The sequence below is a fragment of the Prochlorococcus sp. G5PB11 genome (assembly GCF_059772425.1).
This window is the reverse complement of record NZ_CM186287.1, coordinates 26,938-47,786: the sequence shown is the minus strand read 5'-3', so window position 1 is coordinate 47,786 and position 20,849 is coordinate 26,938. Positions and strand designations below refer to the sequence as shown.

Genomic DNA, 20,849 nt, shown 5'->3' with positions numbered 1-20,849 from the left:
TCCTTTGGATAAACCAAATAAAATCATGGAAGCCATTTTGATTCGGAGAAATCAGGATCCCTCTTCTCCATAAAAGCATTTCTACCCTCCTTTGACTCATCAGTAGTATAAAAAAGATGTGTAGCCTGGCCAGCAAGCTCTTGGATACCTGCTAATCCATCAGTATCAGCATTAAAAGAAAATTTCAAACACTTTATAGCGGTTGGACTGTTTTGAAGTATTTCTCTAGCCCATTTAACCCCTTCTGACTCGAGTAAATTAATTGGTGTAATGGAATTTATTAACCCCATATCTAATGCTTCCTTCGCCCCATATTTCCTACATAGAAACCAAATTTCTCTGGCCTTCTTTTGACCTACAACCCTTGCTAAATAACTTGAACCAAACCCTGCGTCAAAGCTTCCAACTTTAGGTCCTGTTTGGCCGAATATTGCATTATCTGCAGCCAAACTCAAGTCACAAATCAAATGTAAAACATGTCCCCCCCCGATTGCGAAGCCAGGAACAAGCGCAATAACTACTTTAGGAAGGCTCCTAATTATACGTTGCAAATCAAGAACATTTAAACGCGGGATTCCATCATCACCTAGGTACCCTCCACTTCCGCGTATGGCCTGATCTCCGCCAGAACAAAAAGCGAACTTTCCATCTTTGGAAGGCCCTACCCCTGTGAATAAAACCACTCCTATTTCTGGATCTTCTCTTATTCTGATAAATGCATCACAAAGTTCTGAAATTGTTTGAGGTCGAAAAGCATTTCTTTTGTCAGGACGATTTATCGCAACGCGAGCAATTCCTTCAGGACTAATGTCTAGCAGGATATCTTTATATTCACCAACAGCTTTCCATGAGGTAATAATTTCACCAGGAAGAACTCTTCTAGAGATAGAGATATTTTTAGGGGTAGAAGGTTCTAAAGTCATTGTTTAAATAAAAATAGTCAAAAATTGATAATTTCAGATAATGTTTTTTTTAGATCATCTCGTAAACTTACTCTCAATTTATGGTCTTCAGAAGAGTTAGTACAAACTCTTATTAATACATTTGTTGACAAAGAAAAGCTCCATTCAATTGCTTGTTCTAAATCATCCAAGCAAGCAACTTGTTTATATTTCAATCCATAGGCTTTGGCAAGTGTAAGATGACAAACTTGCTGAGGCATAAGAAAAATTTCTTCAAAATCTCCTTCTTGAATTTCTTCTATATTTAGTTGATTAAATATTCCTCCACCACCATTATCAATCATGATTACGATTAAACTAATGTTTTTATCCTTTGAGAACAACCAACCATTTGTATCATGAAGAAGTGCTAAATCACCTGTTACCAATACCATTCTTCCCATTATTATCGACAAGCCCATACCCATTGAGAGTGTCCCATCAATTCCTGATGCCCCTCTAAATCCAAAGCACCTTCTCAGGAAAGCCCCCTCTCCCGAATAACTTAACCAATCTCTTATGGGACTACTTGAAGCAAGCATCACAGGGGTAGAAGTTGGCAACAAGCGAGGAAGTAATCTAGCCAATGCTGGTTCAGTAATTAACCCATTCCTGAATAACCTTTTATCAAGCCAATCATGGATAAATAAATCATATTTTATAAGCTCTTTAGTCAACTTTTGACTAACAATCTTTTTATCTATTGAAGGCTTTACGGGAATACCCTCAAGCAATTTATCAACCCAGATAGAAAACCCTTCACTAAATTGTGTCGAGCCCCCTATAGGATCAAGATTTCGACAATCTCCCTCAGTAATGAGTAATTGAACTTTCCCAGGTTTTTTAAGCCAAGTTTGTAATTCTCTACTTGGAGGTATTGGGCCCAATCGTAAAACTTGAATGTCTTTGATTTTTTCAAATAAGCCTATTGAGAAAAAAAGATCCCAGTGCTTTATTAAACCCTCTTGATCATTTTCAACCCCAGAGAGTGGATCAGCAAGAACTGGCCATCCAGTTAATTTTTGCCATTTCTTTAATGCGCCCCTAAAAGAAACAAGTTGTTTTGATTTTCCTCTCCATGGGCCAACAATAATTATTCCTAAAGAAAATGCATCTAATTTTGGTATTTTTAAATATGGAAGATTTTTAACAGTTTGAATATTATTTGAAGTAATTTTTTCCTTTAAAAATCCTTCAATCCCCCATCCATCAAGAACTTTATTTTGGTCAATTTCGCAAGGATGCAAAGGCTCTTCATAAGCAAGGTTAATATGAACTGGTCCAGGAATATTAGAAGCCATTTCGAATGATTTTTCAACTAAAGATGTCAGTCTCTCTTTTGAAATCAAATGAATTCCTTCTTTTGGAGATTCATCAAAATGTCTACAAACAGATTTAAGAAAATCCTGTTGATTAACTGCTTGATTGGCTCCACATTCTTTTAATCGCAAAGGTCTATCTGCTGTTAAGAACAAGAGAGGATGGCATGATCTATCTGCTTCAACAGCAGTCGGCAAAAGATTTGCGACAGCACTTCCCGAAGTTGTAATGACGCAACTTACTTGCCCACTAGCTGCACTTATTCCCAAAGCAAGGAATGCAGCGGACCTTTCGTCAATTGATGTTATGAGAGTTACTTTTTTTCTTTTGGAGAGACTTGCTGCTGCTAAAGCAAGAGGGCCTGATCTACTACCAGGGCAAAGGACAAAATATTTCACTCCCTTAGCTACTAGAGTTTTAAGGAGCTCTAAACTGATAAAAAAATTGTAACGAGCTAGTGAAATTGCCAAAAGAACAACTACTTAGATTTTTGTAAAAAACTTTCCAACAAGTAACTTAAACAAAGAAAATTCATGACATCTACTGGATCAAAAAAGAATCAACACCAAACTAGCTGGAAAGGATTGTTGGTTTGGATATTAATTGCGCTTTTATTAAGATGGCAAGCAGTTGAACCCAGATGGATACCGTCTGGATCAATGATTCCAACTTTGCAAATTCAAGACAGAATATTGATAGAAAAGATAACCCCAAGACTTAATAATAAACTTAATAAACATTTAAATTTAAATTCGATTGTTATTTTCAAACCTCCAAAAATTCTCACAGAAGCAGGTTACAGCGATGGTTCAGCGCTAATAAAAAGAGTCGTTGGATTACCTGGGGACAAAATAGAAGTTACTAATGGGAAACTGTATAGAAATGGAAAAGAAATAAATGAACCTTGGATTAAAGAACCTATCCAATATGAAATGGACGAAATAAACGTACCTGACAATTCACTTTGGGTCTTAGGAGATAACCGAAATAACAGTTTAGACTCTCACATTTGGGGAGCTCTCCCAGAAAAAAATCTTATAGGTACGGCACTTGCAAGGTACTGGCCATTAAAAAAAATAGGCCCTATTCGGTTCCCATAACCTAAATTAAATTTTATTGGCGTACATTTTGCGATAATGTGGAAATACATGTAAAGGTCTGGATGTTTAATCCTGAATTTTTAGCTACTGACAATAATGAGGGTCATGAGGCAAATGCTCTAATTCAATACTTACAAGATCAACCAGCTGACGTTTTGCAAAGAGTAGCAAAATCTGCCAGTCCCGAAATTCAAGAAATAATCCGACACAATGTTCAAGGTTTACTTGGGATGCTTCCTGGAGAACAATTTGAGGTAAAAGTAACTTCTAGTAAGGACAATTTAGCTAGTCTACTAGCCTCTGCGATGATGACAGGTTACTTCCTTAGACAAATGGAGCAAAGGAAACAATTAGAGGAAACACTTTTGTCAGACGAGGAAATGTCAGTCGACCCAGATAATATTTAATCACTAATTAATCACTAAATTTTTTAAGAGGGTCTATTGGTACTACGCCGATTTTTAATAATTTTTGGTCTAACCAACTTAAAAATCCAAAATCACCTTTACTGGGTGCCCAATCAGACTTACTAATTTTATTTTTTAACGATTTTACTTCATTTTTTGTGAATCTAACTTTCCCGCTGTAATGAGCAGATATTAACCAAGAAAGACCTTGTAGAGATTCAACTTTATTTAACCAAGTTGTTAAAGCTTTTTGCCCTCTTGGAAAAACCAACCTTTCTATTACAGGAGCAATTTGTATGAGCGGAATGCTTTTCCCAACAAGTTTTTTTGCAGACGACTCCCAGCCTTTCTGCCAGGAAAAAGGATATATCCCAAAATGTGCTCTTTTATTTCTTAAATTTGGTTTAAAAGCGTTACCTACAATTTCTTTTATTTTCGGTATCTCCAACTTTTCAGGTCTTAAGTAGGAAGCAAATAGAACCAAACGGAGCCATCCTTTTTCCCTCGCAATAGGTGTATCAATCAACTCTTCATCCCCCTTTTCCCTTGAATGGAACAATAAAGGTGTAGGGTCTAAATCAAAAAGCTCTGGAGGAGTCTCTTCAATACCCACAAGAGCATCAGTAACCAACAAAGATTTTGATGGTTTATGAAAACAAGATATTTCTTGAAAACGTCCTAATCCAATATCAATAGGACCCAATGAAATCCAGTCACAATAATCACTGTGAGGGAATCCATCAGCTAATAAAATATTTGTTCTTTTAGAGGGAATTCCCAACCAATCAAAAGGTAATTGAAAAGGGAAACTCCATTGCCCTGGGCAAACCCATATTTTCGAATCAGGAAAGGCTCTAGCTAAAGCAGGAAGAGCAATTTTATGTTCCAATCCAGAGGCAGTTGGTAAGACAATAGTTTTTACAGGACCGAATTTTTTTACAAGGACGTCGATATCATTCAGCAATTCTTCCGTCGGAGGGAGCGGATTAATTATCATCAATTCATTCTTTACTCTTACAACTAATAACCTCACTGGGACCGCAACATAATAGATACCCTGAAGTTGTTCAAAACTCCAAATCTGACTAGGAACTAATTCCCTAAATATTGTTCTTTTTCTACCATATGGATAGAGAGGTAGAAGTGGCCACCAACTCCATTTTTGTTCAGAAGCTAGGTTATTCATAGTTGTACTAAATTAGTCGTTATTTATTAGAGATTGATTTTTAAATATTCCATATTTTGGGGCAAATAAGAACGCAATTAAAAATATTAAAGTTTGCACTAAAACAATAGATCCTCCTGTTTCAATGTCTGACCAATAACTTATATAAACTCCTAAAATACTTGAAAAAGCGCTGCTGAAAACTGCCAATATAGTCATCCTGTCGAAACGATCAGTAAGCAAGTATGCGGTTGCGCCAGGAGTAATAAGCATTGCCACTACGAGGATAATACCAACGGTTTGCAACCCTACTACTGCGGATAAAGATAATAAAGTTAATAGCAAATAATGAAGCATTCCTGTATTTATCCCTATAGATCGAGCGTGTTTAGCATCGAAACAATAAAGCATTAAGTCTTTTCTAAATAGAAGCAAAATAAATATAACTACAAAAGAGATTATCAAGGTTTGATTAACATCTGACTGAGAAATACCTAGAGGGCTTCCAAAGAGTATCTGCATAAGGTCAATATTACTTTTGATTTTTGAAACCAATACAATTCCTAATGCAAAAAATCCTGTAAAAACTAGACCTATTACGGTGTCTTCTTTAATTCTAGATTTCTGTTTAATAAATCCAATCAAAGCAACTGAACCAACTCCAAAAACAAAAGCACCTAAAGAGAAAGGTAGCCCTAAGGCATAAGCAACTACAACTCCTGGCATGACAGCATGAGAAACCGCATCTCCCATTAAGGCCCATCCTTTTAATGTCATATAACAAGAAAGAAGACCGCAAACACCTCCTACTAAGGCACTAACCATCAAAGCTCTCCTCATGAAGTCATGAGTTAATGGATCCAAAAGCCAATCAAGTGGCGTAATGGAAATCAAAAGTTCACTCATTTACAAAATCTTTACTCGACTCTGGTCCTGATAAAGGATTTGGTGGAATTCCTCCAAATGTTTTATTGAGGTTTTCCGATGTAAAGACTTCCGAGGTCTCTCCATAAGCAAGAACTGTCTTATTGATAAGAACTACAAAATCACAAAAATCTCTCACATGATTCAAGTCATGAGTAGAAATCAAAATAGTATGTCCTTCTTGTCGAAATTGAAGAAAAAGCTCTGCCATTAACTTTTCAGTGGGTACATCAACTCCAGAAAAAGGTTCATCCAAAAGAAGCACTGATGCCCTTTGAGCTATGGCTCTTGCTAGAAAAGCTCTTTTGCGCTGACCACCTGATAACGATCCAATTGGTCTATTTCGAAGATCTAAAAGATCAACTCTCTCCAAGGCATGAAAAACAGCTCTTCTATCTGACTCTCTTGGTATTCGAAAGATATTCATAGCGCCATATCTACCCATCATCACAACATCCCAAACACTTACAGGGAAGGCATAATCGATGCCTTCATTTTGCGGTACATAAGCTACCGTCTGATCCTTCTGGGCTTGATTAACTCTAAGTCCATTTAACCTTATTTTTCCCCTAGATGGTCTAACAAAACCCATTAAAGCTTTGAAAAAAGTTGATTTCCCCGCGCCATTCATTCCGACCAGACCACAAATTGATCCAGCTTTTAAATTCAAACTTGCGTCATAGAGGGCAACGGTACCGTTGTAATCAACACAAACTTGATCCGCCTCAATTCGCATAAAATCTTTTTCATGACTCTTAAAAATTGGATTCATTCTTTTTTATGTTTTTGGAATTAAGCCCTCAATAATTAATCGAACATTATGCCTGAGCAACTTTATGTAGGTTGGAGCTGGGCCATCTGGTCCTGAAAGTGAATCTACATAAAAAGTACCCCCAAAAACAGCCCCACTAGATTTTGCAACTTCCATTTGTGCTTTTGAACTAACAGTACTTTCACAAAAAATCGTTGGGATGTCATTGTCTTTGATCAGCTTTATAAGATCAACCATTCTCTTTGGAGTTACTTGGCTTTCAGCATTAACAGGCCACAAATATCCCTCCTTCATACCATAATCATTGGCAAGGTAAGAAAAGGCTCCTTCACATGTAACTAGAAATCTTCTTTTTTTAGAAATAGATGATAAAGAATCCCTTAGCTCTTTATCAAGTGATTCAAGCTTAGCTTTATAGGTAGAGGCGTTAGCTCTGTATTCAAGTTCTCCATCAGGGTCAATCTTGCTAAAAGCATCGACTATTTTATCGACATAATTCATCGCTCTTTTGGGAGACATCCAAGCATGAGGATTGGGCTTCCCTGCGTAAACATCGCCATCTATCAATAGTGGCGTCATCCCTTCTGTTAACTTCACCTTGGGAATCTCTGCCGTAGCCATCATAAATTTCGAGATCCACGCTTCAAGACCTAAACCATTTTCAAGAATCAGTTTTGCTCCTTTAGTTTTTACAATATCACTAGGTGTAAATTTGTAACTATGGATTTCAGCACCTGGTTTTGTAATTGATTTAACTTCTAATCTTTCGCCAGCAACATTTCTGGCAAGGTCTGCCAAAATTGTAAAAGTGGTCAAGACAAAAGGCTTTTCATAAGTGGGTTTATACCCCTTTTTATTTACACATGCTGTCAAGCATAAAATACTAAAAGCCAGGAAAATAGAGAAGTTAAATAACTTTTTTTTCTTGTAAATCAAATCAGAAAAGCTCCTTTTTTTTTTATCAATAATGTATTCAGATATAGAGAATATTTATATTTTCCATATCTATAATTCAAAGAGATAATAGAAATATAGTTATCAAATCAAACTGATTTAACTTTGTAATTATTAGATTGAGACTGAATCCACTCTTTTGATTGCTTTAAAAAAGCTACCCAATCAACTCTTTCTAGCTCAGCAGCTTTTGATACTAGTTGGGGAGCTTGTTGCTTAATAAGTTCTAAATCAGGCTGAGTAACTCCATTATTGAGAGCCATCCAATCGGCCATAGATCTTCCAACTACTCTTGTTAAGTAAGCAGCACTCAAGGCCTGAATTGTTCCAGCTGCTACCCAAGAAGAACCATCAAGCTTTGCTAAACTCAACAAGGACTGTCCACTCCATTCAACAACTCCTTGACCAATTGCAGCCATTGCCAGCTGTCTTGAAACTGCCTCAAGTAATTCTGGCTTCATTTTGGAAGACCATATTTTTGACATTTCTTTGATCATCAAGCCATTAACAACTGCAACTGCGAGCAAATCAGTTGAAGCGACAGGGGAGGCGAAAACAATACCAGCGACAATCCACTGTGATCTTGTTTGAATAACCTTGAATTTTTCCCTTCTTAATTTCTCTAAATCTTTTTGCCAAGAAGTGTGTAATCGAGATAAAAGTCTTTGCTTGGTGATGTCAGTATTTTTCTTTGGATTTTCAAGAAGTTTTTTAATTGGAGAGAGAACCGTTTCCATTTCTGCTTGAGATCCATTCCATTTCAATACTCTGTTATTCCATCTATCTGGCAATTGGGCCTCTAATGCATTTCGTTCATCAGACCAGTCAGTAGATTCTTTACTTGTAACCATTAGCCAGGCTGGCTGATCAGTAGGGATATTTTTAATCCACAAAAGATCAGCTGCACTCATTGGAAGTGCCAAAGAGTAAACAATAAAATCTTGTTCTTGGATTAAATCAGGCAAAATCCAATTTGGATCTCTTACAGGAAGAGCCGGTGGAAAAGAGACTTTTATTTGATTATTTATTCCTAAAACTTTTTCCAATTGGTATTTATCAGGTAATTTTACGCCTTTTGTTTTCAGGAAACCAATGCTTTGGTCTTCGCTTCTATCAATAATTTTTTGCAAGGAATTTATTCTTTCTTTTTTTCTTTCACTTTGCTCCCCATCCTCAAGTAAGTACTCAAAATTCTCTAAAACGTCATGGCATCTTCTTACCCATCCTTGAACAGTAGAAGGAGCATCAAATGAAACCTTCCCTGGTTTTAAAAAATAAAAAATAAAACCAAGTCCTAATAGCAAACCCAATCCACCTCCAGGTATGTGGGCCACATCACTCAAAACCCATTGACCGGTAATTGTTAGCCCAATAAAAAGACTAATTTTCGGAATAGAAAAAGAAGTCAAGGAAAGAGGCGATTTTGTTAATGAATGATTTTCCATATTTCAATAATTACAGTTTCTTCTTAGCTAACTTTCATTTTAAAGCAAACTTTCCCTTAATAACCGCAAAGAAAGAAGGTTTTACTTTTTTAAAAACAGAAATTTATACCTAAAGAAAATCGGTTTTTTCTACTGGTATCGATTTTATAAGATGTGAAAGTGCTAATCAAGATATTCAAATTTGTCGCAAAAGTACCGGCTATGCGTCACACTTGCCCCTATTGGCACATATGTTCATGGGTGACTCTTACACCAATAATCAGTCGGGTGGTGGCGATTTCCAAAACCAAAGACAAAATGGCCGTAATAATTTCAGAGGTGGCCGAGGTCCTAACAATAGGGAGGGAGGCTTTCGCATTCGCTTAAGTGATAATGAAATGCGTGCAGCCAGATCATTGCAAGAAGCCTTCAATCTTCGTTCTACTGTCGCAGTGCTTGGTTTCGCAGTAAGAACTCTTGCACAAATGCTTGAAGATGGAAATCTTGAAAATTTAGTCAACGAATATAGGTCTCAAGCCCCCTCCCATAACCAAAGGAGAGGCAGAGGAAACTATAACGGTGAAGATAACAACTCAGTAAACTCAAAGCCAAACCCCTTTGCAAGACCAGAAAAACCAGTTAAAGAACAAGAGGTCGCTGCTACTGATCAGGCAAACAATGTTGCTCAAGATCCTAAAGAAAAAAATAACGATCAAGCTACAGAAGCAAGTTCAAATGAAGATGATTCCACAAATACAAGCGAGCAGGGATAAGTGAATCAGAAGCGAGTCTTATCAGGTGTTCAACCCACAGGAGATGTTCATATAGGTAATTGGCTTGGAGCAATAAGAAATTGGGTTGAATTACAAGAAAATTACGAAACATTTGTCTGCGTTGTTGATCTTCATGCGATAACCACTCCGCATGACCCAAAATCTCTTCATCAAAATTCTCTATCTACAGCGGCTTTATATATCGCTTGTGGGATGAATCCTAATAAATGCTCAATATTCATTCAAAGTCAGATAAGCGCCCATAGCGAGCTTTGCTGGATATTAAATTGCTTAACTCCTTTAAACTGGATGGAGAGAATGATTCAGTTTAAGGAAAAGTCAATTAAACAAGGAGACAATGTATCTATTGGATTATTAGATTATCCAGTCCTTATGGCAGCGGATATTCTTCTCTATGACGCTGATTTGGTTCCTGTTGGAGAAGATCAAAAGCAGCATCTAGAGCTTGCGAGAGATATTGCTTCTCAAAGAGTTAATTCAAAATTCGGAACAAAAGAGAATCCAATACTTAAAGTTCCAAATCCCTTGATTTTGAAAGAGTGTTCAAAAGTAATGAGCCTGACAGACGGAACAAAGAAAATGAGTAAAAGCGACCCAAATGAAAATAGTAGGATTACTTTATTAGACAATCCAGAAGTAATTACTAAAAAAATAAAACGTGCAAAAACCGACTCAGAATTAGGACTAGAATTTGGAAATCCCTCAAGACCTGAAGCTGATAATCTTTTAACAATTTATTCAATAATTTCTGGCCTAGGGAGAGAAAAAGCAGCTGAGTATTGCGCAGAAATGGGCTGGGGTAAATTCAAACCAGAATTTACAGAGGCAATGATTAACGTTCTCAAACCTATTCAAGAAAAGTATAAAGAACTAATGAATGATCAAGAAGAGTTAAAAAGAATACTAAATAAAGGCAAACTTACTGCCGAGGAGGTTTCTAAGTTAACATTAAATAGAGTTAAAGAAGCTCTAGGATTTTATTCAAATTTGTAGAAAATTATGCCAATAATTACATTACCTGATGGAACTGAAAAAAAATATGATTCCGCTGTCACAATTGACCAAATAGCATCAGAAATTGGTCCAGGTTTAGCAAAAGCAGCGCTAGCTGGGAGAGTGAATGGGGAATTAATTGATACTTGTATTCCTATAACTCAAAATTCTCATATACAGATTATTACATCTAAAGATGATGAAGGACTAGAAATCATTAGACATTCATTCGCCCATCTTCTTGGACATGCTGTAAAGCAATTATACCCCGAAGCAAAAATGGCAATAGGGCCGGTAATTGAAGATGGTTTTTATTATGATATTTCTTATAAAGATACCTTTACTCCTAATGATCTTCTCAAAATTGAGAAAAGGATGAAAGAGTTAGTTAACAGAGATTATAATGTAGATGTTGAAATAGTTAGTCCAGAGAAAGCAACGGAAGTTTTTACTGATAGAGGTGAAATTTTCAAGCTAGACATAGTTAAAAATATCCCTGAAAATGAAATCATAAAGTTATATAAACATCAAGAATATATTGATATGTGCAGAGGTCCTCATGTGCCAAATACAAGGCATCTAAGAGTATTTAAGCTAATGAAAGTATCCGGGGCTTATTGGCGCGGAGACTCTAAAAATGAAATGCTACAAAGAATATATGGAACAGCTTGGAAAAGCTCTAAAGAATTAAAAGAATATATCTCCAGAATTGAAGAAGCTGAGAAAAGAGATCATAGAAAATTAGGGAAAAAGTATTCACTTTTTCACTCACAAGAAGAAGCACCCGGTATGGTTTTTTGGCACCCTAAAGGGTGGACTATTTATAGAATTTTAGAAGATTTTATTCGGGAAACGATTACAAAATATGATTATCAAGAAGTTAAATCTCCGCAAGTAGTAGATAGAAGTCTTTGGGAGAAATCAGGCCATTGGGATAAATTTAAAGAAGATATGTTTACGACAACTTCAGAGAACCGGGAATATGCAATAAAACCTATGAATTGTCCATGCCACATACAAATATTCAATCAAGGTTTAAAAAGCTATCGAGATCTTCCTATTAGACTCTCTGAATTTGGCTCTTGTCATCGCAATGAGCCTTCTGGCGCACTGCATGGCTTAATGAGGGTAAGAAATTTTGTTCAAGATGATGCACACATATTCTGTACAGACGAACAAATCCAAGAAGAAGTACAAAATTTTATTGATTTGGTATTTGAGGTTTATAAAACCTTTGGCTTTGATTCAATCCTTATTAAGCTCTCAACAAGACCAGAGAAAAGGGTTGGGAGTGATGATATCTGGGACAAATCAGAAAAGGCCTTATCTGATGCACTTGATTCAAAAGGATTGGATTGGTCACTACTCCCTGGAGAGGGTGCCTTCTACGGTCCAAAAATAGAATTCTCTTTAAAAGATTGTCTCAACAGAGTATGGCAGTGCGGAACAATTCAAGTGGATTTCTCCATGCCTCAAAGGCTTAATGCAAGTTATATAGATATTACGGGGAAGAAACAAACACCTGTAATGCTTCACAGAGCTATTTTAGGTTCTTTTGAAAGATTTATTGGAATTTTAATTGAGAATTATTCAGGAAATTTTCCTACATGGTTATCACCCATTCAAATAATGATTATGGGCATAACCGATAGAAATAATGAAGCATGTTTTAGTACTAAAGATAAATTAATTGACCTGGGTTTCAGAGCTGAAATTGATATCAGAAATGAAAAAGTCGGTTTCAAAATACGAGAACATACTATGCAAAGAATACCTTTCTTGATAATTATCGGAGATAAAGAAGAAGAGAAAAATGAAATCTCAGTCAGGACAAGAGAAGGTAAAGATCTTGGAAATATGACTATAGACAAGTTTAAATTAATAATTGACGAATCAATTAGCAAAAAAGGTATACAAGTTAATCAATCCTAAAATAAATACAATTTTTATATCTTATGAATTTACTTGCTGGAGACCTTGGTGGGACTAAAACAATATTAGCTGTTTATTCAAACGAAAACTATCCAAAAAAATTATTTGAAAAGTACTATATTTCCTCAGAATGGAAGTCTTTATACTCAATATTTGAGGATTTTATTAAACACTTACCAGAGCATATATCACTCCCTGAATATGGTTGTATTGGAGTAGCAGGACAAATAAAAGGCGAAAAAGTGAAGGTTACAAATCTAGGCTGGGATATCGAAGCAGAAAAATTATCTCAGCTTTCAAAAATAAATAATATTGAATTAATAAATGATTTCTCAGTTTTGATATATGGAATACCATTTTTTAAAAAATCCCAATATGAAGTAATCCAAGGAACATTAAATTCTGAGTACAAAACCAATCAGAAATTAATTGCAATTGTTGGAGCTGGTACTGGCTTAGGAATCTCCAGAGGATTAATTACACCTAAAAGCATTTTTGTATTTCCAAGTGAAGGGGGGCACCGAGAATTCTCCCCAAGAACTGAGAACGAATGGGAATTAGTTAAATGGCTAAAAAAGAAGTTAAATATTCAAAGAATATCAATTGAAAAAATAGTTAGTGGGACGGGCCTTGGGATGATTGCTAGATGGAAATTGGATGATTCCAAAAATGAAAACCATCCACTTCAAAGAACTTTAAAAAAAATGGATAATGACAAATCAGATTTCATAGATTTACCTGCACTTGTTTGGGAAGAAGCAAATAAAGGCGACAAATTAATGTCTGAAGCTTTGCAACTATGGCTGAATGCATATGGATCTGCGGCTGGAGATCTTGCTTTACAAGAACTTTGCTCTTCAGGCTTATGGATTTCAGGTGGAACAGCTGCAAAAAACCTCGATGGAATAAACTCTTCTAACTTCCTTAATGCATTTAGTAATAAGGGTCGCTTTCAATCTTATTTAAAGGAAATCCCATTGATTGTTCTTAAAGATCCAGAAGCGACATTATTCAGTTCAGCTTGCAGAGCACGCTTAAGTGCCGAATCAAATGGGAGACTTAGCTAAAGGATAAAAACATGGGGCCGCCAAAAATAGGACAAACTGTCGTGGTAGAGGTTCCTTCTACTACTGCCAATATTGGCCCAGGGTTTGATTGCCTTGGTGCAGCATTGGATCTTTCCAATCAGTTCACAATTAAAAGAATTGAAGGTAATGCTGAAAGGTTTGAATTAATAATGGAAAGTACTGAGGGCAATCATTTAAGAGGCGGCCCTGAGAATCTTTTTTATCGAGCCGCACAACGAGTGTGGAGAACTGCAGGTGTTGAACCTGTCGCACTTGAAGCAAGAGTAAAATTAGCCGTTCCTCCTGCAAGAGGCCTTGGAAGCAGTGCTACTGCGATAGTTGCAGGCCTGGTTGGAGCAAATGCACTTGCTGGATACCCTTTGCCAAAGGAAAAATTGTTAGAACTAGCAATTGATATAGAAGGGCATCCAGACAATGTTGTTCCATCATTAATAGGAGGTCTTTGCGTAACAGCTAAAACCGCAAACGACAGGTGGCGTGTAGTCCGCTGTGATTGGGATCAATCAATAAAAGCGGTAGTAGCAATCCCATCCATTCGCCTTAGTACAAGTGAAGCAAGACGTGTCATGCCAGAAAACATTCCAGTAAATGATGCAGTAATCAATTTAGGAGCCCTCACGCTTCTGCTTCAAGGACTAAGGACTGGAAATGAGGATCTAATTGCAGATGGCATGCATGACAAGCTTCATGAACCATACAGATGGGGATTGATCAAAGGCGGATTAGAGGTAAGAGAAGCAGCAAAGGCTGCCGGAGCTTTAGGATGTGCAATTAGTGGAGCAGGTCCAAGCATTCTTGCCTTGTGCAAAGCGACCAAAGGCCGAGAAGTCAGTGTCGCAATGGTCAAAGCCTGGGAAGCTGCTGGTGTTGCAAGTCGTGCTCCTTTAATGAGCCTCCAACTCAGAGGGAGCGAATGTATTTCAAACACCTTTGGGTAGTTCTACTCATGAAAACGAAAAAAAACTGATAGCTTTATGGCTGACTTGCCCCAAATCATGGATGCCAATCTGCCTATGAGTATTGATTCTCAGACAGTATTTCCATGGCTTTCACTCATTGTGCTCCTACCCATAGTTGGAGCATTGATAATGCCTTTCCTCCCAACGCAAGATAGTAAAAACTCTAATCTGCCAAGAAATATAGCCCTAGTTATTTTATTAACCGATTTTCTAATAATTGTATTGGCTTTTGCCAATTTGTTTGATCCAAGTAGCGAAAATCTCCAGTTAGTTGAAAGACTTCAATGGCTTCCTTCCATAGGACTCGAATGGTCATTAGGTGTAGATGGTATATCTGCACCGCTGGTAGTTCTAAGTGGTCTAATAACTTTTTTATCTGCAGCTGCAAGCTGGAAAGTAAAACAAAAAACTAGGCTTTACTTTGCTTTGTTACTAATTCAAGCTTCAGCCCAAGCTTTAGTTTTTCTATCACAAGATTTCCTACTATTCTTTTTAGCTTGGGAACTTGAGCTTGTTCCTGTTTATCTACTAATTGCTATTTGGGGAGGCAAAAGGAAACTTTATGCAGCGACTAAATTCATACTCTACACCGCACTTGCTTCTCTTTTGATACTACTTAGTGGTCTTGCATTAGCTCTTTCCGGAGATCAATTCACCTTTAATTTAAGTGAAATCGCAGCCAAATCTTTTTCTGGTAATTTTGGCATATTTTGTTATTTAGGTTTTTTAATTGGTTTTGGAGTAAAGCTTCCTATCTTTCCGCTTCATACCTGGCTACCCGATGCTCATGGAGAGGCAAATGCACCAGTTTCAATGTTGCTAGCTGGTGTTTTATTAAAAATGGGAGGTTACGCTCTACTAAGATTTAATGTTCAAATTCTACCGGATGCTCATTTAATACTCGCTCCAGCTCTGATCATCATTGGCATAGTAAATATTATTTATGGAGCTCTAAATGCTTTTGCCCAAGACAATGTAAAAAGGCGCATTGCCTGCAGTTCTGTAAGTCATATGGGTTTTGTACTTGTTGGAATTGGTGCGGTTAATGCACTTGGTATAAGTGGAGCGATGCTCCAGATGATTAGCCATGGACTTATCGCTGCTGCAATGTTCTTTGTTACTGGAAGTTTTTATGAAAGAACCAACACTCTTTCAATCCCAAACATGGGCGGTCTAGCGAAGGCTTTGCCAATTACTTTTGCATTTTTCTTAGCCAGTTCTTTAGCTTCACTTGCCTTGCCAGGAATGAGTGGATTTATAAGTGAAATCACAGTTTTTCTAGGCATAACTAGTCAAGAAGGATTCACTTCCTTATTTAGAGCAATAACAATTCTTTTAGCAGCCATTGGACTGGTTTTAACTCCCATATACCTTCTTTCAATGTGCAGAAGAGTATTCTTTGGCCCTAGAATACCCGCTCTATCGATAGTAAAAGAAATGGATGCTAGAGAGCTTTCTATAGGTTTAAGTCTCTTAGTTCCTACATTAGTAATAGGTTTTTGGCCAAGAATAGCTATTGATTTATATGAGGTATCAACAAATGCTCTCGCACAATCATTAATTACCAATAACCTTGTACCAATAAGTTAGTTTTTGAACCTAAAAAATGACTTCAATTAAGCCATCAGCACTATTAAAAGGTCAAGGTCTTCCTGATTACGATAAAATCACCCCTGATGAGATCAATAAAAATATTCCAAAACTGATAAAAGAACTAAATGAAAAATTAAACAAGCTAGAAGAACAACTCGATGAAAAATTAACAACCAATAAATCCTTGAGCTGGGAAGATGTTATGCCTCAGCTTTATGAAATAGGCGAAAAGCTTCGTTGGAGTTGGGGGGTCGTAAGTCATCTGAATGCTGTATGCAATACAACTGAACTGCGTGAGGTTCATTCAAATCAACAACCTAGAATCGTTAGATTTAGTAATCAGATTGCTCAAAGCGAAGTAATTTTTAAGGCACTCTTAAATTTAAAAGAGCATGGAAACATAAAAGATGAAACTCAAATAAGAATAATTGAGACAGAACTGATAACAATGCAGAACAAAGGAATTGGTCTGGAAACTGATGAAAAAGCTTTATTTAATGCTCGCAGTGAGAGATTAGCTGAATTATCAACAACATTTAGCAATAATGTATTAGATGCCACCAAGAACTGGAGTCTTTTATTAAAAAACAAGTCAGAAGTCGAGGGCCTTCCTGAAAGAGCCCGAGAAACATTGTCTCTTGCTGCAAAGGAGGCTGGTGACAAAGATGAAGAAGGTAATGATCCTTCACCATCAAACGGACCATGGAGAGTTGGCTTGGATTTACCTAGCTACATTCCTTTGCAAACTTATGCAAAAGATAGACGTATCAGAGAAAAAGTTTATAGAGCCTTTGTAAGCCGAGCTAGCGATGGGAAGATGAATAACAAAAGAATAATTGAAGAAATTCTAACCATCAGAAACAAGCAGGCAAAACTATTGGGATATAAAAACTGGTGTGAAATTAGTTTGGCAACAAAGATGGCCGATAATGAAGAAGCTGTCGAGATATTACTAGAAGAACTACGATCAGCTGCAATGCCTCATGCTGAAAAAGAAGTTATACATCTTCGTGAGTGTGCCATAAGAAATGGAGAAAGCGAAGATTTTAAGCTATCTCCATGGGATGTAAGCTTTTGGGCTGAAGTTCTACGCAAAGAGAAATTCGATCTTGACCAAGAGAAACTAAGGCCATGGTTTCCTTTAGATCAAGTTCTTAATGGTCTATTTAACTTGTGCAAAAGACTTTTTGAAATTGAAATTGAAGAAGCGAGTAATACAGCACCTGTATGGCATGAAGATGTCCGTTTCTTCAATGTTAAAAATTTAGATGGCCAGAAAATTGCATCTTTCTATCTAGATCCATTCAGTCGTCCTGCGACAAAAAGAGGAGGTGCTTGGATGGATGAATGTTTGTGCCGAAATCAAAAAACGAAAGATGATATTGTTCTCCCTGTAGCCTATTTAGTCTGCAATCAAACGCCTCCTATTGCTGACAAACCCAGTTTAATGAGCTTCGAAGAAGTAGAAACCCTTTTCCATGAATTTGGTCATGGTCTACAACACATGCTGACAACTGTAAGCTACCCACAAGCAGCCGGAATTAATAACGTTGAATGGGATGCTGTCGAATTAGCAAGTCAATTTATGGAAAATTGGTGCTTAGAAGATCAAACAATTTCTGAAATAGCAATTCATTGGAAAAACAAAGAGTCATTACCAGAATCCGAAATCAATAAATTGAGATTGAGCAGAACATTTAATACTGGTCTTGCAACTTTAAGGCAAATACATTTTGCTCTTACTGATCTAAAGCTCCATAGTCAATGGGATGAAGATTCAGAAATTTCCCCAGATGAATTGCGGAGACAAATCGCAGAGAATACAACCGTGATGCCTCCCATTCCAGAAGATCAATTCCTATGTGCCTTCAGTCATATTTTTGCTGGTGGCTATGCTGCAGGATACTACTCTTATAAATGGGCTGAGGTGCTCAGTTCTGATGCCTTTGCCGCTTTTGAGGAGGCAGGACTTAGTAATATTGCTGAAGTTAGAAAAATTGGGAAAAAATATCGCGATTCAATTCTTAGTCTCGGGGGCAGCCGTTCCCCCAGCAAGGTCTTCGAACAATTTAGAGGTAGACTACCCTCTACTAAAGCTTTAATACGACATAGTGGGCTTAATTAGCGATCATTAAAAATCTTTTTGACTAGAATATCTATAGAATTAGAATTGGTAATCAATTCTTTATGTGTTAATACAGGTAAGTGATAAGATTCACCCATAGAGAGTTTTGATTGCCAGCCTGGGAATGACATCAAGTCCCATTTTGTGAAAAAACTAGTACACTCAACTTTTTCCAAGGAAGACTGATCGTTATTTAATTGAGATAAAAAACTACTTCCTCTTTTCATCTCTGCAATACCCGGCATCAAAAATGAAGGGATCATTTGAGCTGTGTAAGTACCAAAATGCGGCGTACCAATACTAAAGAAACGTTTAGTTCGTAAAAAACCGTCATGATTTTGCAGCCAACACCTACTAATTAACCCACCCATTGAAAAACCAACAATATCTATTTCGATTTCAGAGCCCACTAGTTCCTCTATCTTAGAATCAAGATCTCGAGCTAGACTCCTAAGAGATGTTTTTCCATACTTGTGTGGCAAATGTGGTCTATATAATTCATAATCATCTTCATTTATTTTTTTAATTAATTTTTCAAATAATTTAGGATTATTCCATAAACCATGAATAAAAAAAATTGGTCTTGCGTTTGTGTCCAATTAATTAATAGGCAATGAGAAATTTCTTTTTTTTTCGACAAGAACACTTCCAGTAAATCCATGTATTGGTGGAGAGCATTTTGTCAGAAGAATATGAATTGGAACTGGACCATATAGAGACTCAAGAAGATTCAAAATTTGGTCACTAAAATATTCTATCGTTAAGCATTTGATCTCAAATGAAAGTTTTTTAATTGCTTGAATTGCTTCGCTATAGTCAATTGATTTATCTAATTGATCAAGCTTAGATGACTCATCCAAATCCAACCAAAAACTTATATCAAGAAGAAAGCTTTGACCATGTATTCGCTCACTTTCCAAAACACCTACATGAGCCCAAAGATCTAAGTCTTTTATATGAATTGCGCTTAAATTATTAAATTGGCTCATAATGGTAGATCCGTATGAGTAAAGCTTCTATCTCCAGAAGCGAAATCCTTAACAAGATCACCATCACCTCTGAGATAATAGCGATAGGTAACTAAACCTTCCAATCCAACTGGTCCTCTTGGTGGAAGAGTCTGAGTACTTATACCAACTTCAGCTCCAAACCCATATCGAAAACCATCAGCAAATCGAGTAGAGCAATTATGATAAACACCTGCACTATCAACCGAACTTAAAAATTTTTCAGCAACTTCCTTATTATCAGTAACTATCGCCTCTGTGTGACGAGAGCTATATTTGCGAATATGTTCAATAGCTTCATCTGCATTACAAACAATTTTTATTGAAAGAATTAAATCAAGATATTCAGTAGACCAGTCCACTTCATCAGCCTTATTTTTCACCCCTAAAGATTGACTCCTTGCATCACCCTTAAGAGTTACTCCTGCATTGGAAAAAATTGGCAAGGCTTTTTTCAAAAATATCTCAGCAACATCTTCATGAATTAATAATGTCTCAATTGCATTACAAGCAGCAGGATATTGAATCTTACTATCTAAAGCTATGCTTATAGCTTTATCAATATCTATAGAATTATCCACATATAAATGACAAATCCCATCCGCGTGCCCTAAGACAGGGATACGTGTATTTTCTTGAATAAATTGGACTAACTCATTACTACCTCTGGGTATTATCAAATTCACAAACCGATCTAAACGAAGTAAGCCTAAGCTTTCTTGACGTGTAGTGAGCAAAGACAACGCACCTGTACCAATATCTGATTTTTTTAACCCCTTGTCGAGAGAATTCATTATTGCTTGATTTGTGGCTTTTGCTTCACTTCCTCCTTTTAATAAGGCTCCATTTCCAGAACGAACAGCAAGAGATGCTATTTGTATTAATGCATCTGGTCTCGATTCAAATATCACTCCTAATACTCCTAATGGAACTGTTACTCTCTCAAGAATAAGGTTTTCATCCAATTTCCTATGAAGTTGTCTTTTACCTATTGGATCTGAAAGATTTGAAACTTTTAAAACCCCTTCAATACACCCTTTGAGTTTCTTTTTTGTTAACTGCAGTCTTGATAAAAGTGAATTATTCAACCCTTCTTTTTCTGATCTTTCGAGATCTTGACTATTAGCTCTCAATATATCCTCGGCATTATTATTCAAAGCATTTGCCATTTCTGTCAAAGCCTCACACCTCTTTTCGTTAGTGGATTGACCAAGCAAGATAGAAGCTTCTTTTGCACTCTCAGCTACTTTTATTAGCTGAGGCGTAGGTTCAGGAACTAAAAAGTTTGTACTCATTTGATTTGGATAAATTATTTAATCGAAGATAAATTTTGACTATCTTTAAAATATTC

General features: G+C 36.7%; 19 protein-coding genes. 9 read left to right on the top strand and 10 right to left on the bottom strand.

Annotated features, from left to right (window positions below; all coding sequences use genetic code 11):
• Positions 1-23: 23 nt before the first annotated feature.
• Positions 24-923, bottom strand: coding sequence for a 1,4-dihydroxy-2-naphthoyl-CoA synthase (gene menB / locus AC6EI0_RS00225; protein ID WP_498522548.1), 900 nt, complete (start codon positions 921-923; stop codon positions 24-26).
• A gap of 17 nt (positions 924-940) precedes the next feature.
• Entirely contained in the window at positions 941-2,731 is a 1,791-nt protein-coding gene (gene menD, locus AC6EI0_RS00220; protein ID WP_498522547.1) for a 2-succinyl-5-enolpyruvyl-6-hydroxy-3-cyclohexene-1-carboxylic-acid synthase, read from the bottom strand.
• Between the two features lie 63 nt (positions 2,732-2,794).
• Between menD and lepB the strand changes: the two genes are divergently transcribed.
• Both lepB and AC6EI0_RS00210 read left to right on the top strand, forming a co-directional pair.
• Positions 2,795-3,361: a signal peptidase I gene (gene lepB / locus AC6EI0_RS00215; RefSeq protein WP_498522546.1), complete on the top strand. Its 567-nt coding sequence runs from the start codon at positions 2,795-2,797 to the stop codon at positions 3,359-3,361.
• Between the two features lie 62 nt (positions 3,362-3,423).
• Complete coding sequence (locus AC6EI0_RS00210) at positions 3,424-3,768, top strand: DUF760 domain-containing protein (RefSeq protein ID WP_498522545.1); 345 nt, start codon at positions 3,424-3,426, stop codon at positions 3,766-3,768.
• A 7-nt stretch (positions 3,769-3,775) separates the two neighbouring features.
• Here AC6EI0_RS00210 and AC6EI0_RS00205 read toward each other — a convergent pair whose 3' ends face one another.
• The 5 genes from AC6EI0_RS00205 to AC6EI0_RS00185 form a co-directional block, all read right to left on the bottom strand.
• Positions 3,776-4,954, bottom strand: coding sequence for a DUF4336 domain-containing protein (locus AC6EI0_RS00205; protein ID WP_498522544.1), 1,179 nt, complete (start codon positions 4,952-4,954; stop codon positions 3,776-3,778).
• 12 nt (positions 4,955-4,966) lie between these two features.
• Positions 4,967-5,839, bottom strand: a complete 873-nt coding sequence (locus AC6EI0_RS00200; RefSeq protein WP_498522543.1) for a metal ABC transporter permease — start codon at positions 5,837-5,839, stop codon at positions 4,967-4,969.
• Complete coding sequence (locus AC6EI0_RS00195; protein ID WP_498491612.1) at positions 5,832-6,629, bottom strand: metal ABC transporter ATP-binding protein; 798 nt, start codon at positions 6,627-6,629, stop codon at positions 5,832-5,834. The genes AC6EI0_RS00200 and AC6EI0_RS00195 overlap by 8 nt, the downstream gene beginning before the upstream one ends.
• A gap of 6 nt (positions 6,630-6,635) precedes the next feature.
• Positions 6,636-7,511 (bottom strand): metal ABC transporter substrate-binding protein, encoded by an 876-nt coding sequence (locus tag AC6EI0_RS00190; protein ID WP_498523552.1) that lies wholly within the window; start codon positions 7,509-7,511, stop codon positions 6,636-6,638.
• A 161-nt stretch (positions 7,512-7,672) separates the two neighbouring features.
• Positions 7,673-9,028, bottom strand: coding sequence for a YcjF family protein (locus AC6EI0_RS00185; RefSeq protein WP_498522542.1), 1,356 nt, complete (start codon positions 9,026-9,028; stop codon positions 7,673-7,675).
• A 230-nt stretch (positions 9,029-9,258) separates the two neighbouring features.
• Here AC6EI0_RS00185 and AC6EI0_RS00180 point away from each other — a divergent pair, with 230 nt between their 5' ends.
• The 7 genes from AC6EI0_RS00180 to AC6EI0_RS00150 are packed head-to-tail and all read left to right on the top strand — an operon-like array spanning position 9,259 to position 18,491.
• Positions 9,259-9,780 (top strand): DUF8668 family protein, encoded by a 522-nt coding sequence (locus AC6EI0_RS00180; RefSeq protein WP_498523551.1) that lies wholly within the window; start codon positions 9,259-9,261, stop codon positions 9,778-9,780.
• A complete protein-coding gene (gene trpS / locus AC6EI0_RS00175; RefSeq protein WP_498522541.1) occupies positions 9,781-10,794 on the top strand; it encodes a tryptophan--tRNA ligase in 1,014 nt (337 codons plus the stop codon).
• Positions 10,795-10,800: 6 nt separating this feature from the next.
• Positions 10,801-12,726: a threonine--tRNA ligase gene (thrS, locus tag AC6EI0_RS00170; protein WP_498522540.1), complete on the top strand. Its 1,926-nt coding sequence runs from the start codon at positions 10,801-10,803 to the stop codon at positions 12,724-12,726.
• Positions 12,727-12,749: 23 nt separating this feature from the next.
• A complete protein-coding gene (locus AC6EI0_RS00165; RefSeq protein WP_498522539.1) occupies positions 12,750-13,793 on the top strand; it encodes a glucokinase in 1,044 nt (347 codons plus the stop codon).
• Positions 13,794-13,804: 11 nt separating this feature from the next.
• The gene (gene thrB / locus AC6EI0_RS00160; RefSeq protein ID WP_269612524.1) at positions 13,805-14,752 is read left to right on the top strand and encodes a homoserine kinase; all 948 of its coding nucleotides are present in this window, start codon (positions 13,805-13,807) and stop codon (positions 14,750-14,752) included.
• A 57-nt stretch (positions 14,753-14,809) separates the two neighbouring features.
• Positions 14,810-16,363, top strand: coding sequence for an NAD(P)H-quinone oxidoreductase subunit 4 (locus AC6EI0_RS00155; protein WP_498523550.1), 1,554 nt, complete (start codon positions 14,810-14,812; stop codon positions 16,361-16,363).
• Positions 16,364-16,379: 16 nt separating this feature from the next.
• Positions 16,380-18,491 carry a M3 family metallopeptidase gene (locus tag AC6EI0_RS00150; RefSeq protein WP_498522538.1) on the top strand — a complete coding sequence of 704 codons (2,112 nt, stop codon included), beginning with the start codon at positions 16,380-16,382 and terminating at the stop codon, positions 18,489-18,491.
• Here the strand turns inward: AC6EI0_RS00150 and AC6EI0_RS00145 are convergent.
• Genes AC6EI0_RS00145 through AC6EI0_RS00135 form a run of 3 tightly spaced genes read right to left on the bottom strand, consistent with a single transcriptional unit; the run spans position 18,488 to position 20,793 of the window.
• Positions 18,488-19,090, bottom strand: coding sequence for an esterase/lipase family protein (locus AC6EI0_RS00145; protein ID WP_498522537.1), 603 nt, complete (start codon positions 19,088-19,090; stop codon positions 18,488-18,490). The two genes, AC6EI0_RS00150 and AC6EI0_RS00145, sit on opposite strands and share 4 nt — an antisense overlap.
• Positions 19,091-19,480, bottom strand: a complete 390-nt coding sequence (locus AC6EI0_RS00140; RefSeq protein ID WP_498520641.1) for a dihydroneopterin aldolase — start codon at positions 19,478-19,480, stop codon at positions 19,091-19,093.
• The gene (locus tag AC6EI0_RS00135; protein WP_498522536.1) at positions 19,477-20,793 is read right to left on the bottom strand and encodes a glutamate-5-semialdehyde dehydrogenase; all 1,317 of its coding nucleotides are present in this window, start codon (positions 20,791-20,793) and stop codon (positions 19,477-19,479) included. The genes AC6EI0_RS00140 and AC6EI0_RS00135 overlap by 4 nt, the downstream gene beginning before the upstream one ends.
• Positions 20,794-20,849: the final 56 nt, after the last annotated feature.